Below are 14,180 nucleotides of genomic sequence, written 5' to 3' on the forward strand. Positions count from 1 at the left end.
GGCCGAAGGGGGAGTTATCCGTAAACTGAAAGCAAAAAACCCGACACGGAGGTCGGGTTTTTCTTGAATCTGGAGCGGGAAACGAGATTCGAACTCGCGACCCCAACCTTGGCAAGGTTGTGCTCTACCAACTGAGCTATTCCCGCTTTTCGGCTGCGAGGCATTGCCTCTCAACGGCTGCGTATTCTACTGATAAGTGACCGGGCGTCAACAACTTTGTGAAAATTTTTTGACGATGAAATCACGCTCACTAGTCAGGTTGCACACCCAGCGCCAGCTGAACAATACGCTCGACCGAGGCACCCAGAACCTCCGTTTCTGTTCCGGGCACTTCCAACAGCAAGTCGTAGCTCATTCCCAGAACCACATTGACGATCAGCGTTGCATCCTGACGGGGCAGCGGCGAATCCAGTCGGGCCAGAAGTCTTTCGAGCCCGTCAATCCAGGATTGACGGTATTGCCGCGCAACATTCGCCAGACGCTCATCGCGTAACGCCTCCATCACGAATACCTGCTCGGCCAGCACCTGATCTCTCCTTCTGGAAAACTGGTCACGCATCCAGACCAGGGCAATCTGGGTCAACCGCTCAGCAAGAATTGGCCGAAAGGGGCTATCGCGGCGCAGGCTGTCATCCGGAACCGTATCGAGCACCAGATCAAGCGCTTCATAGAACACCTGAAGCTGTTGCTGTGCCCCAACAGCAAACAGTGCAAATGCATCATTGATCAGCTCATTGATATCGCGGAAATAATAGGTGGTCGCAGCCAACGGAACACCTGCCTCGCTGGCTACCGCACGGTGCTTGATGCCCCGAATACCCTCCCGGGCCGCAACGCGAATTGTGGCCTCAAGAAGGGCTCTACGCCGACGTTCACTTTTGGCTCTGGCGGTTTTCCGACCAAGAAAGGCACTCCCTTTTCCCTGCCGGACTGAGCCAGGCTCTGCTTCACCGGCAAGGGGCGGAGAAATCGGCTGATCCATGGTGTCATTCATCCTGAACGTTTTATTATTGATTTTAATCATCGGCGGCGAGTGTGCCGGAATACTCTGTGACGTTCATTGATCAGATCGACAGATTTCCATGTACCACCGACTACTGCCCGAAGCGGGAGCCACCTTTAAGATATTCTTTTTCTTCTTCCGTAGAGACACGACCCAACACTTTATTCCGGTGAGGAAATCGACCAAATCGCTGAACAATGTCACGGTGATCTTCAGCCGATTCCACAAAACTGGTAAGGAAGTCCGCTAACAACCCGCCTTGCGATGCCGCCAGCTGTTGATAGCACTTCATGGCAGTGTGTTGATCGGCAAGTTTCTCCGAGTGCTGCAACGGCATATACACAAATGCCCTCATAACCGCAGGCAGCTCTACATCCTGCCCGCGACGCATGGCCTGCCTGCAGAGCTTTCGGGCCAGCCGGTCCTGCTCGAATGCCAGCGACGTGCCCCGGAAAATATTCCTGGAAAACTGGTCCAGCAGAAGGATTTCCGCCAAGGCGCCACCAGGCTGATCGCGCCAGTGCTCCAGCCCGTCCTCGGAAGCGAACAGAACCAGCGATGAAAAACGTCGCCGAATTTCCTGATCAAACCTTCTGTCGGACCGGAACCATCGGTTCCGGTGATCGCTGTCCGGCAAACCCATTTCATCCAATTTGCCAAACCAGAAATCCAGAAGCTCTTTCCAATCGAACATTACTAAGCTCCCTGATACATTAATACCAACACTCAACTGACCATACCGGAGATTACATGAGCAATCCGCATCAGATCATTCTGCTGGCACACGGTAGCAGCGACAAACGTTGGTGCGAAACGTTCGAGAAGCTTGCCGAACCAACCCTGAGGTCTATCGAGAACTCAGCCATCGCCTACATGGAGCTGGCAGAACCCTCTATGGAAACAATCGTTGCCGAGGCCAAAGAACAAGGAACCGAGCAGTTTACCGTGGTACCACTGTTTTTAGCCGCTGGCAGGCATTTGCGCAAAGACGTTCCTGCCATGATTGAAGAGATCGTCAAACAACACGGTGTGAAGATGAGGCTTGCCGACCCAATCGGCTTCAATCCCCACCTGGGCGACGCGATAAGAGACGTGGTTCAGGAAGAGCTGGCAAAATCAATCGATTGAAATACAAACTTGCTGCGTATCGTCGGAGGCAGATATGTCACAAAGAATTCTTATCACCGGAGGTACCGGCTTTATAGGGCGAGCGCTGTGCAAGGAGCTTTTGGCGAAAGGCCATTCATTGACCGTGTATAGCCGTCAGAAACCAGAGGTGGTGACTGCCGTCTGCGGCGCGGTTGAAGCCACTGCTGACTTGAACCTGCTCAAAGCCCATGTCGGCTTTGATGTTGTGTTCAACCTTGCAGGGGAAGGCATAGCCGACAAACGCTGGAGTGATGCGCGCAAACAAGCCCTGCTCGACAGCCGGGTCGCGGTCACCCAGACACTGGTCAACGTCATAAGAACCTGGAGGAACCTGCCCGGCGTGCTGATTTCAGGATCAGCGGTAGGCTATTATGGCGACCAGGGCGAACGGCTTGTCACCGAGGACACGCCTCCGCATCCGGAATTCACACATAAGCTATGCGCAGACTGGGAGCAGGCAGCCCTGTCCCTTGAGGCTGACGCCGTCAGGACATGCCTCTCACGCACCGGCGTGGTGGTTGGCAAAGGGGGAGGTTTCCTGCAGCGAATGGTATTGCCATTCAAGCTTGGCCTGGGCGGAAGGCTTGGCTCCGGACGACAATACATGCCGTGGGTTCATCGGGATGACGTTGTGGCGTGCCTGATCTGGATGATGGAAAGCGAACAGGCCGAAGGCCCCTACAATGTGGTGAGCCCCGCCCCCGTGACAAATGCCGAGTTCACCCGCACCTTGGCCGAAGTGTTGCACCGACCCGCCTTGTTCCCGGCGCCCGCACCCGTGTTAAAGGCGGTGCTCGGCGAAATGGCCGGCTTGCTCCTGACGGGCCAGAATGCGGTGCCTGCAAGGCTTCAGGCCGAAGGATTCACATTTCGCTATCCAAACCTGAAGCCCGCATTACGGGAGAGCGTGTCACGCTAACTTTTTTTCTAAAAAGCGTTGACACCACCCCGGGCCTTACTTAATATACGCGCCACCTCGACGAGGCAAGCTTTTGAAAACGTTGCGTCCCCTTCGTCTAGTGGCCTAGGACTCCGCCCTTTCACGGCGGCAACAGGGGTTCGAACCCCCTAGGGGACGCCAATTTTCAAGCTGATCACGCTAGCCGCTATGACTACCGTGATTGATTTTCCTACCCTTATCGCTATGATTCTTCTGGTCTCTTACCACGAAGACACCCACACCGACAAAAAAACCGATCATCAGTAACACAGTCAGAATTCCCGCAATTACAACGACGTCCATATACATAACACACCTCCAACGCTTATCTAACTTGATTAAACTCAGGTTACGCCGACGTTGAATTTTCGGTATTGATCTGCATCAAGGCCGAGATCGCAACCCGTCAAACTCTCAAGTTGAGAAGCCGTGCTGTTTTTCCCGATTTTTCCTGCATTTGCAGCGCATTTGAAAAAGACTGCTGCTATAGTCAATTGCTAGGGAATTTCCAGAAAAGCACGACCCAGGAATTTCGACTATTCAGCGGTTATATCCGGTACTTCATGTGGTGGCCAAGTCAGAAACATGCCCGATATTACAAGTCGTCTGAAACGCTTTCGCAGCACCTCTCCCCTTTCTTTCAAGCTATTGGCGTGGATTCTCGTCTTCAGCTCCGCACTGACTCTGCTGGCATCCGGCGTACAAATCTACTCTGACTACCGCAAAGACCTCGATGATATAGAAGAACGCATGGCGGTGGTCGAATCCGGATATTCATCCAGCCTGGCCCGCAGTTTGTGGGCACTGGATCAGAAGCTTCTGCAAAGCCAGATGGAAGGCATACTCAGCCTTCCAGACATCGCACATCTACGCCTGCGCATAGAGCCTGACTCTGAACTGGTGATGGGAGAAATACCCCGAAACGCCGACACCCTGTCTCACAGCTTTCCGCTTGTTTACGATGAGGGTGAGCATTTTAACCTGGGGGAGTTGACCATCACGGCAAATTTACACCGCGTTTACAGTGACCTCCAGACCAAAGTCGGCGTAACCCTGGCCACCCAGTTCTTTACGATTTTCATTGCATCCATTCTAATCCTATGGATTTTCAGGCATCTGGTGACACGCCACCTCGCCGTCATGGCACAGTACACCCGCGACCTCTCACTGAAGAATCTTTCACGCCCGCTTCAGCTTGACCGACAAGAAACGCCATCCAATCAACGCGACGAACTGGGCATGGTGACCGATGCCATAAACCAGATGCGCGAACGGCTGAACGATGATGTCGACCGTCGAGAGCGAGATGCCGCAGAAATCCTCAAATTCTCCAAAGCCATTGACCAAAGCCCGTCATCGGTGCTGATCTGCGACCGACTTTGGCGCATCGAATATGCCAATCGTAAGTTCAGCCAGCTTACCGGGCACGACCCGTCGGACATCAAAGGCAAGCACCCTTCCACACTGATAGAACAAAGCATGGACTCTCAGGAGGCAAAACACCTCTGGCAGTCGATCCGGCTTCAGGTTCAAAGGGTCGGTGTATGGCAAGGCGAGGTAAACAGTGCACGCCGAAATGGCGAACGCTATTGGGAACAACTGGTCGTCACCCCCATTAAAGACAACAACGGCGAAACCACCGGCTACCTCATTCTGGGCGAAGACATCAGCATTCGTAAACGCTACGAACAACAGCTACTCAGGCAAGCCAACTACGATATTCTCACCGGGCTGCCCAACAGAATGCTGGCCCTGGATCGCCTGAAGCTTGCTTTGGCGCAAGCCCGCCGGGACGACACACAGGTCGGCGTCATGTTCCTCGACCTGGACAACTTCAAGCACATAAACGATACCCTCGGCCATGATGCGGGCGACACACTGCTGATCGAGGCTGCAAGGAGGGTGTCCAGCTGCCTGCGCGGAACCAGTACAGTGGCCAGACTGGGCGGCGACGAATTCCTGGTTATCCTGCCGGGCCTTACGGGCTCAGATGCAGCCTGCCAGGTTGCCGAGCGGATTCTGCAAACATTCTCAACCCCGTTCATGCTCAATGCCCAGGAGGTTTTCGTAACCACCAGCATTGGCATAGCCACCTTCCCGAATGATGCCGACAACAGCGGAACGCTGCTCCAGCATGCAGATGCCGCCATGTATGAAGCGAAGCACAAGGGTAAGAGTTCGTTTGCCCGCTTTACCCCCCAAATGACGGAAGTATCGCACGAGCGTCTGCATATGGAATCCCATATGCGCAAGGCCCTTGAGCTGAACGAATTTCAACTCTGCTTTCAGCCCATTGTCGACACCGCCGACGGTCGGCTGGTCGCAGCGGAAGCCCTGCTTCGCTGGAACAACCCGGCTCTGGGCCTGGTCATGCCGGATCGTTTCATACCATTGGCCGAAGAAACCGGAATGATCATCCCCATCGGCGAGTGGGTCATTCAGGAGGCCTGTAAGGCCGCTCAATGTTGGCAGGCGATGGCCGGTTACGATATCGGTATTGCGGTAAACGTATCCCCCCGACAGTTTCGCGACCCGGGCTTTACAGATATCGTCATGCGCGCCCTGAACGCCAGCAACCTTAAGCCTGAGCTATTGGAACTTGAGATTACAGAAAGGCTGATCCTGGACAACACCATAGAAACCGCCGACATCCTCCGGCAACTTGACCACGCCGGTATCAGGCTGTCCGTGGATGATTTCGGAACCGGTTACTCCGCGCTGAGCTACCTCAAGAGCTATCCTTTTGATACTCTTAAGATTGATAAATCCTTTATTCAGGACGTTATCAACGAATCCGAAGACGCCTCACTGGTCAGAGCCATCATCAACATGGCTCACAGCCTCGGCCTGAGAGTGATCGCCGAAGGTGTCGAAGAAGAAGCGCAAACCCATTTTCTGAAGATGGAGAACTGCGATTTTTCTCAGGGCTACTTCTACAGTCGCCCCCTGCCCGAGCAGGACTTTATTCACTGGCTTGAAACCAACGATCGGGCCACCGTTTAGCAATCAACACGGCATTACCCATGGATGAATCTATACTGGTCGTGAACTGCGGCAGTTCCTCCCTTAAACTCGCTCTGTTCGACAAACACCTTCAAAAAAAAGCCTCGGCTTTAGCTGAAAAACTGGGCAAGCAGGATGCAAGCGCCCGTATTTCCGGCGATCAACAGCCCGTTCAGCTCCCAGCCGATGCTAATTACAAACAAGCACTTCAGGCACTGATCGAAGCCTTCCGTAACAGGGACCTTCTCTCCGGTGAACCCATGGCGGTTGGTCACAGGGTTGTTCACGGAGGGGAAACCTTTCGGGAGGCAGCCTTAATCTCCCCGGCCACCATCTCTGCCATTCGCGGCTGTGCCGACCTTGCACCGCTGCACAATCCGGTAAACCTGGCTGGCATTGAAGCCATGCGGGCACTGTTCCCGACCACCCCCCAGGTTGCCGTATTCGATACCGCCTATCACCAAACATTGCCGCAAAGGGCCTATCGTTACGCGCTGCCGGAGCACTGCTACAAGGACTGGGGTATTCGTCGTTATGGCTTCCATGGCACCAGCCATTACTTCATGGCTCAGGAAGCGGCCAGGTTGCTGAACAAAACACCGGCAACCACGTCCATCATCTCGGCTCACCTGGGCAACGGCTGCAGTATCACCGCCATCAAAGACGGGCTGAGTGTCGATACCAGTATGGGGCTGACACCACTTGAAGGACTGGTGATGGGAACACGAAGTGGCGATGTTGACCCTGGCCTGTTTGACTATCTCGCAAGCCGGGGGGTCAGCGCGGACCAGGCACATCACATGCTGAACAACGACAGTGGTTTGCTGGGCCTGTCCGGACAAACCAACGACATGCGCTCACTGTGCGAGCTGGCAGACCATGGCCACGAACCCTCCAGCCTGGCCATCGATGTTTTCTGCTTCAGGCTCGCACGCTATCTAGGCGCTATGACCGCGTCACTCACTCACCTGGATGCCGTCGTATTCACTGGAGGCATTGGTGAAAACAGTGCCCGAATTCGCGCTGAAACCATCCGGCATATGCGCCTGATGGGGCTTGAGCTTGACCCGGAACTGAACCGTCATAACGGGAAGCTGAGTGATGGCCGAATCAATAGCCCCGATTCCCGTTTTCCCGTTCTCGTTATTCCAACCAACGAAGAATTGGTCATTGCCCGTGAAGCTGGCCGGATGGCCGCAATTTAAAACCCAAGGATGAATACTGGAACTAGCCATGGCAAAAAGTCTATTTATTGCGCCCACCTCAATGAACTCCGGCCTGACCTCCGTCTGTCTCGGCCTGCTTCGAGCACTTGAGCGGGAGGGTGTAAGTGTCGGTTTTTACAAACCCTTCAGCCAGTCCGTCCACCGGGGTGAAGCCCTCCATAATGATGGCAAAGATTCGTCGGTCGCATTTGTACGATCACACAGCCACCTTGAGCTACCGGACCCGATTCCACTCAAGCAGGCCCAGCAGCTGTTAAACCACGGCAAGGCTGACCTGCTAATGGAAACCGTTGTAGGGGAATACCAGAAAGTCTCCAGCGAAGTAGACGTGGTGATCATTGAGGGGCTGGTTCCTGACCGTAGCGAAGCCTACATCGCCCGGTTGAACGTCGAAGTGGCTCGTAACCTGGGCTCTGAGGTTATCCTGGTTAGCACGCCAGAAAGCTGCACCCCCGAGGAGTTGGACGAAGACCTGGACTTCTCCGCTCGCCTGTTTGCAGCGCCATCGGACCCGGATGTGATTGCGGTTATTCTCAACAAGGTAGGCGAACCCAAAAAATCTGGCATGGCGCTGGATTTCCAGACACAGGAAGATGTGCAAGCCATTGATTTCCAGTCTGCCTGCAAAGTATTTTCCTCTGGCCGATTTCACCTGCTGGGACAGATCCCCTGGCAACCGCAACTTCTGGCACCGCGTGTGTCAGACGTTGCCCGGGAGCTGGGTATCAAGGTTCTGCATGAAGGCCAGATGCACAGCCGTCGTGTTCAAAAGGTATCTGTGTGTGCCCGCACCATCCGCCACATGACCGACACCCTCAAACCCGGCACTCTGCTCGTTACGCCGGGCGACCGGGAAGATATTGTCGTCACCACCGCTGTTGCTGCCCTTAACGGCGTGCCGTTGGCCGGGCTGATGCTGACAGGCGGACTGATGCCGGATGACAAGGTTATTGAGCTGTGCCGCCGTGCACTGGATACCGGCCTTCCGGTTCTCAGCTCCGAGAACAATACCTACGAAACCGCACACATGCTGGCAAGCCTGTCTTCAGCCATTCCCATTGATGATCCGGAGCGGGTTGAACAGGCGATGGAATCGGTTGCCCGAACCATAGACACTGCCTGGCTCGAAGAGCACCTGAAAGTTCAGCGCCAGCGCCGGTTGTCTCCGCCGGCGTTCCGGTATCAGTTGTCGGAGCGTGCCCGAGCGGCCGACAAACGGATCGTGTTGCCCGAAGGCAGCGAGCCAAGAACGGTCCAGGCGGCCATCATCTGCCATCAGCGCCGACTGGCGCGCTGTGCGCTGATCGGCAATCCTCAGGAAATAGCATCTGTGGCGGCCTCTCTCGGTGTCGAAATACCCGACGACATGGAGATCATCGACCCCCCGACGGTCCGTGAGCGCTACATTGCGCCCATGGTGGAGTTGCGCAAGCACAAAGGGCTCACGGCTGATCAGGCAGAGGCCATGCTGGAAGACAACGTGGTACTCGGCACCATGATGGTTGCCATGGATGAAGCCGACGGGCTTGTATCAGGCGCGATTCATACAACCGCAAACACGGTGCGCCCTGCCCTTCAGCTGATTAAAACCCACGACAACGCCAAAGTTGTGTCGTCGGTGTTCTTCATGCTGCTGCCACAGCAGGTTCTAGTGTACGGCGACTGCGCCATCAACCCTGATCCGGATGCTGAAGCGCTGGCGGATATCGCGATACAAAGCGCGGAGTCTGCAGAAGCTTTCGGCATTGAGCCGGTGGTTGCGATGATCAGTTACAGCACGGGTGAATCCGGTACCGGCGAGGATGTGGATAAGGTTCGCGAGGCAACGCGTATAGCCCGGGAGCGCAGACCAGACCTGCTGATCGATGGTCCGTTACAGTACGATGCGGCCGTCATCGAAAGCGTGGGAAGATCAAAAGCGCCCGGCAGCAAGGTGGCAGGAAAGGCCACGGTCTTCGTGTTCCCTGATCTGAACACCGGCAACACCACCTACAAGGCCGTACAACGGAGCGCCAATGTCGTGAGTGTTGGTCCTATGCTTCAGGGCCTGCGGAAACCCGTCAATGATCTGTCCCGCGGTGCGCTGGTGGAGGATATTGTGTTCACCATTGCACTGACAGCCGTACAAGCCAAACAGGTGGCCGACGCCGGAGCGGCATAAGCTGCGCTCCGGCACCAGGCCAGCAACCCGGCTGATCAGCGTTTGACGCTTTTCTGCCGGGTTTTCTTTACCGTACGGCCTTTCTTGATATCGTTATCTTTTTTCACTTTCTGCCTGGGCGTAAGCCGATCGACCTTATGGGCGAACGGGTTTTCACCACCCCGGAATTCAAACCGGATAGGCGAACCAACCACCTTCAAAACTTTTCGGAACGTGTTCTCAAGATAGCGTTTGTAAGCCCCGGGCAAAGAATCCACCTGGTTGCCGTGAACCACCACGATAGGCGGATTGGAGCCGCCCTGGTGAGCATAGCGGAGCTTGATGCGCCGTCCGTGCACCATCGGCGGCTGATGTTGGGCCACCGCATCTTCAAGAATGGCGGTCAAACGATTGGTTGGCCACTTGGCCATCGCGGACTCATAGCAGGCCTGAACCGAATCATACATCGTGCCAACGCCCGTGCCGTGCAGCGCCGAAATATAGTATTTATCTGCGTAATCGAGAAAATCCAGGCGACGAGCAACCTGCTCTTTGACCTTGGCCCGGTCCTCCGGGTCCATGCCGTCCCACTTATTAACCGCAATCACCAATGAGCGGCCGGCGTCCAGAACAAAGCCAATCAGGTGAAGATCCTGATCCACCAGGCCTTCGCGAGCGTCGATAACCAATATGACAACATGTGCATCATCAATGGCCTGCAGCGTTTTGATGATGGAGAACTTTTCAACGGTTTCCCGCACATTCTTGCGCCGCCGGACACCCGCTGTATCAATCAGCGTGTATTGATGCCCATGCCGCTCATAGGGAATGTAAATGCTGTCCCTGGTAGTGCCCGGCATGTCATAAACAACAACCCGCTCTTCACCCAGCATCCGGTTAACCAGTGTGGATTTCCCGACATTCGGCCGGCCTACAATGCCAATGCGAATTCCGGGATAGCGGTCTGCCCTATCCTGCTCATCGAGGTCTTCAGGCGCAGGAAGTAACAGTTCCAACATCGATCGAATACCACGGTTATGGGCCGCAGCAATCATGAAGATGGATTCAAATCCCAACTTATAAAAATCGGCGGCGGCAACGTCCGGATCCTGCCCGTCGGTCTTGTTTACCACCAGGTGCGCCGGCTTGCCAGAGCGACGCAAGTGGTCGGCAATAACTTCGTCTCCGGCGGTCAGGCCTGCACGGCCATCCACCAGAAATAACACGATATCCGCCTCTTCGATGGCTTGAAGAGACTGGCGCGCCATCTCGGAATCCAGCCCTGCTTCCTGACCTGTCAGACCACCGGTGTCGATGACGATGAACTTGCGCTCCTCAGAGTGTCCCTCGCCGTACTTTCTGTCACGGGTCAGGCCCGGGAAATCGGCGACCAATGCATCACGGGAGCGGGTCATCTGATTGAACAGGGTGGACTTGCCTACGTTTGGGCGTCCTACAAGGGCAATAACTGGGGTCATAATTGTCTGCTATACAGAGAAACAGAAACCCGGCCGTAGCCGGGTAAATTCAGTGGGCGGTCAGTCGTTCTGTTCAAGTTTCAAAACCGACATTTTGCCGCCGTTGCCATAAACCAGAAGGTTACCATTACTCAGCACCTGAACGGGTACGCGGATACCGTCACTGTCAAATTTCGACTGCCCCACCAAGCTGCCATCTTCCATCGACAAAACGTGCAGGTAACCTTCAAAATCCCCAACCACGAGGTAATCGCCAGAGACCGCAGGCCTCGTGATCTGACGCCAGGCCAGATCACTCTGCACCCATAACTCCCGGCGGTCACTGCCTCTCAAGGCGACTACATCGCCGTTGGCAGCGGCCAGAAAAATATTGCCGTTGCCGATTGCCGGGGCGTAGAAACTTGAGGCGCTGCGGCTCCAGATTTCCTGACCGGTACGAATATCAATCAGTGCCAGCTTGCCCTGGTAACCAACCACCATAAGCGCGGAATCAAGTACCAGGGGCGTGCCACCGATATCCACCAGGCGCTCAAGCTCAGTACGCCCCTGGGGCTGACCTACTTCGTATTGCCAGACCGGTTGACCCGATGCCGCTGTCAGAGCAATCACACGGCCATTGGCGAAAGACGCAATTACGATGTCCCCGCCAACCAGGGGCGCCGCCGCTGCACGCACGGTAAGCACCGGAACCTGCGCTTCATACTGCCAGAGCCGTTCACCTTTGTTTGTGTCAAACCCGATCACACGACCGTCGGTTGTCTGAACCACCACCAACGACCCATTGGACTGTGGCGCCGCCAAAACTTCTGTTGGCAAACTCACACGCCAGGCTTCGCTGCCATCTTCACTGGATAACGCGATCAGCTCGGCATCTCGGGTCACCAGATAGAGCTGACGGGCATCAGCTCCCGGGCCGGCAAAAATCCGGTCATCCAGCTCCTTTTTCCAGACGGCCTTACCGTTGTCCGCGCCAACCGAAACCACCACGCCATCTGCCGATGCCGCATAGATCACATCGCCGGCATACAGGGGTGCCAGTTGCAGGAATTCATCATCGTGACCATCACCAACAGATAGGCTCCAGGCCCGATCAAAACCGACCGTCGCTTCAATCTCCGGCACCGGAACCGGCTGCTCAAACGTATCGTTTGTGCTGCACCCGGCAAGCACCAGCATCAGAACAGATACTGCCGAAAGAATGCCAAGCCGTCTGTTCAGCCTAAAAGGCATCAAGCGCCCTCCCCGACACCGAGGTCAGAAAGCTTGAGTTCAAGCAAACCGCCATTGCCTTGTTGCCCCTGTTCCCGGGCATCGAGATAGGCTTTCCGGGCACCTTCGGTATCACCCATGGCCATCAGTATGTCACCTCTGAGCTCAGAGAAAATGGCCGTGAAGGCATCCGCTTCGCCGGCACTCTCCAATGTCTTGAGAGCCACTTCGTTCTGACCAGCCGCAAACTGTGCTCTGGCGAGACGGTTACGGATAACCAATGACAAAGCCTGGTAATCCTTCGCCTGGTCCAACGCCCACTGCAAAGATTCCGCTGCAGCCTCCGGATCATTCTGTTCCGCCATCTGTTGGCGAGCCAGAACCAGATTTCCGTAGATCGCATAAGCACTGGTAGCATGCTCGTTTCGCAAGGTCTCAGCCACAAACGCCACGGTTTCATCGCTGGACTCATCACTCGCCGTGAATGCGCTCAACAACGTCGTAAACTGGTTTGCCGCTTCTGCACGCTGCTGGTCTTGATGGCTTTGCCAGCCCTGCCAGCCAAAGACAATCGCAAGGGCTGCACCGATACCAATCAGCAGCGAACTGCCGTTCTTTTTCCACCAATCTTTGATCGCCTGAACCTGTTCTTCTTCGGTGCGCAACTCAGCCATGAAAACTCCTGTTATTGATTTATAGTTGCCTGATAGCAGTTCGGTTAATCACACAAGCTCTGCAAGTACCCTGGCCAGGTCTGCCTGCGGCACGTCCTGCTGAGGTTGGTCATCCCGCAGTGGTTTGAGCCCTGCGGTTCCATTCGCCAATTCGTTTTCGCCAAGAATAACCGCGTAACGGGCTCCGCTGCGATCCGCTTTTTTCATCTGGCTTTTAAAACTGCCACCACCACAATGAGTGACTACAACTCTCCCCGGAAGCTCGTTACGAAGCCTGTCCGCCACGGCCATCGCCGATGCAATCACCGGGTCTCCCATGGCAGTAACATAGATATCCGCTGCGTTATTCACCTCGTCGGGCACCAGCCCCAGGGTTTCCAGCAGCAGAATCAACCGTTCCAGACCCATTGCAAATCCGACCGCCACTGTTGATTTTCCACCCAACTGCTCAACCAGGCCATCATAACGGCCACCGGCGCATATTGTGCCCTGCGCGCCGAGGCTTTGGGTGACCCACTCAAATACCGTTTTCCCGTAGTAGTCCAGGCCCCGAACCAACGCTGGATTGACCGTATAAGTCACGCCTGCGGCATCCAGCAGTGCTTTGAGCTGCTCAAAGTGACGTTGGGACTCATCGTCCGGATACTCGCTGAGACTGGGCGCGCCTTCGAGAAGTTTGCGGGTCTGAGGGTCTTTGCTGTCGAGAATTCGAAGCGGATTGGTGGTCAGCCGGCGCTTGCTGTCTTCATCCAGCTGGTCCCGGAATTGTTCAAGGTAGCTGACCAGCGCGTCCCGATAGACTTTGCGGGATTCACTGGTGCCAATGGAATTGATTTCCAGGCTCGCGTGGTCCTCAAGCCCGAACGCCGCCCACAGACGGGCCGTTAACACCAGCAGTTCGGCATCAATGTCCGGACCGGCCATGCCGAAGCATTCCACTCCGATTTGATGAAACTGACGGTACCGCCCTTTCTGTGGACGCTCATGACGAAACATCGGGCCGGTATACCAGAGCCGGCGCGTCTGATTGAACAGCAGACCGTGCTCTTCCGCAGCCCGGACACAACCTGCCGTGCCTTCAGGCCGCAAGGTAAGGCTGTCACCATTCCGGTCGTCGAAGGTATACATCTCTTTCTCGACGATGTCCGTCACTTCGCCAATGGAACGCTTGAACAGTTCGGTCTGTTCCACAATCGGCATGCGGATTTCCTGATAGCCGTACTGAGCGAGAACTTTTCGAACCGTTGATTCAACATACTGCCAGACGGGTGTCTGGTCCGGAAGGATATCGTTCATCCCCCGAATTGCCTGAATTTTAGCCAAAGTAAAACCCTGATTGCTTCTTGAATTAGTGTGGA

The 14,180-nt window shown here is 55.3% G+C and carries 11 protein-coding genes, 2 tRNA genes and 1 pseudogene; 6 read left to right on the top strand and 8 right to left on the bottom strand.

Annotated elements, in window-relative coordinates; all coding sequences use genetic code 11:
* Positions 1-70: 70 nt before the first annotated feature.
* From QPL95_RS16190 to QPL95_RS16200, 3 genes are all read right to left on the bottom strand, one after another.
* A tRNA-Gly gene (locus tag QPL95_RS16190) sits at positions 71-146 on the bottom strand.
* Between the two features lie 104 nt (positions 147-250).
* On the bottom strand, positions 251-982 hold the full coding sequence (locus QPL95_RS16195; protein ID WP_303291972.1) for a TetR/AcrR family transcriptional regulator: 732 nt from the start codon (positions 980-982) through the stop codon (positions 251-253).
* 112 nt (positions 983-1,094) lie between these two features.
* Positions 1,095-1,697 (bottom strand): DUF924 family protein, encoded by a 603-nt coding sequence (locus tag QPL95_RS16200; RefSeq protein WP_303291973.1) that lies wholly within the window; start codon positions 1,695-1,697, stop codon positions 1,095-1,097.
* Between the two features lie 56 nt (positions 1,698-1,753).
* On the opposite strand from QPL95_RS16200, the gene QPL95_RS16205 reads away from it, so the two are divergent.
* The 3 genes from QPL95_RS16205 (at position 1,754) to QPL95_RS16215 (ending at position 3,233) form a co-directional block, all read left to right on the top strand.
* A complete protein-coding gene (locus tag QPL95_RS16205) occupies positions 1,754-2,131 on the top strand; it encodes a sirohydrochlorin chelatase (RefSeq protein WP_303291974.1) in 378 nt (125 codons plus the stop codon).
* A gap of 34 nt (positions 2,132-2,165) precedes the next feature.
* Positions 2,166-3,071 (top strand): TIGR01777 family oxidoreductase, encoded by a 906-nt coding sequence (locus QPL95_RS16210; protein WP_303291975.1) that lies wholly within the window; start codon positions 2,166-2,168, stop codon positions 3,069-3,071.
* Between the two features lie 86 nt (positions 3,072-3,157).
* Positions 3,158-3,233, top strand: a tRNA-Glu gene (locus tag QPL95_RS16215).
* A 69-nt stretch (positions 3,234-3,302) separates the two neighbouring features.
* Here the strand turns inward: QPL95_RS16215 and ccoM are convergent.
* Positions 3,303-3,401: pseudogene (gene ccoM, locus QPL95_RS16220) on the bottom strand (cytochrome c oxidase subunit CcoM); the annotation flags it as partial.
* 276 nt (positions 3,402-3,677) lie between these two features.
* On the opposite strand from ccoM, the gene QPL95_RS16225 reads away from it, so the two are divergent.
* The 3 genes from QPL95_RS16225 to pta are packed head-to-tail and all read left to right on the top strand — an operon-like array spanning position 3,678 to position 9,482.
* Positions 3,678-6,095 carry an EAL domain-containing protein gene (locus QPL95_RS16225; RefSeq protein ID WP_303291976.1) on the top strand — a complete coding sequence of 806 codons (2,418 nt, stop codon included), beginning with the start codon at positions 3,678-3,680 and terminating at the stop codon, positions 6,093-6,095.
* 20 nt (positions 6,096-6,115) lie between these two features.
* Positions 6,116-7,300, top strand: a complete 1,185-nt coding sequence (locus tag QPL95_RS16230) for an acetate/propionate family kinase (protein WP_303291977.1) — start codon at positions 6,116-6,118, stop codon at positions 7,298-7,300.
* Between the two features lie 28 nt (positions 7,301-7,328).
* Positions 7,329-9,482: a phosphate acetyltransferase gene (gene pta, locus QPL95_RS16235; protein ID WP_303291978.1), complete on the top strand. Its 2,154-nt coding sequence runs from the start codon at positions 7,329-7,331 to the stop codon at positions 9,480-9,482.
* 35 nt (positions 9,483-9,517) lie between these two features.
* Here the strand turns inward: pta and der are convergent, their stop codons facing one another.
* The 4 genes from der to hisS are packed head-to-tail and all read right to left on the bottom strand — an operon-like array spanning position 9,518 to position 14,145.
* A complete protein-coding gene (der, locus tag QPL95_RS16240; RefSeq protein ID WP_303291979.1) occupies positions 9,518-10,939 on the bottom strand; it encodes a ribosome biogenesis GTPase Der in 1,422 nt (473 codons plus the stop codon).
* Positions 10,940-10,999: 60 nt separating this feature from the next.
* Positions 11,000-12,169 (bottom strand): outer membrane protein assembly factor BamB, encoded by a 1,170-nt coding sequence (gene bamB, locus QPL95_RS16245; RefSeq protein ID WP_303291980.1) that lies wholly within the window; start codon positions 12,167-12,169, stop codon positions 11,000-11,002.
* Entirely contained in the window at positions 12,169-12,822 is a 654-nt protein-coding gene (locus tag QPL95_RS16250) for a tetratricopeptide repeat protein (protein ID WP_303291981.1), read from the bottom strand. Before QPL95_RS16250 ends, bamB begins: the two co-directional genes overlap by 1 nt.
* Before the next feature lie 48 nt (positions 12,823-12,870).
* The gene (gene hisS, locus QPL95_RS16255; protein ID WP_303291982.1) at positions 12,871-14,145 is read right to left on the bottom strand and encodes a histidine--tRNA ligase; all 1,275 of its coding nucleotides are present in this window, start codon (positions 14,143-14,145) and stop codon (positions 12,871-12,873) included.
* Positions 14,146-14,180 lie beyond the last annotated feature (35 nt).

Origin of the sequence: Marinobacter sp. SS5-14b, from assembly GCF_030541005.1 — a bacterium.
In the GTDB taxonomy this organism is placed as follows: domain Bacteria; phylum Pseudomonadota; class Gammaproteobacteria; order Pseudomonadales; family Oleiphilaceae; genus Marinobacter.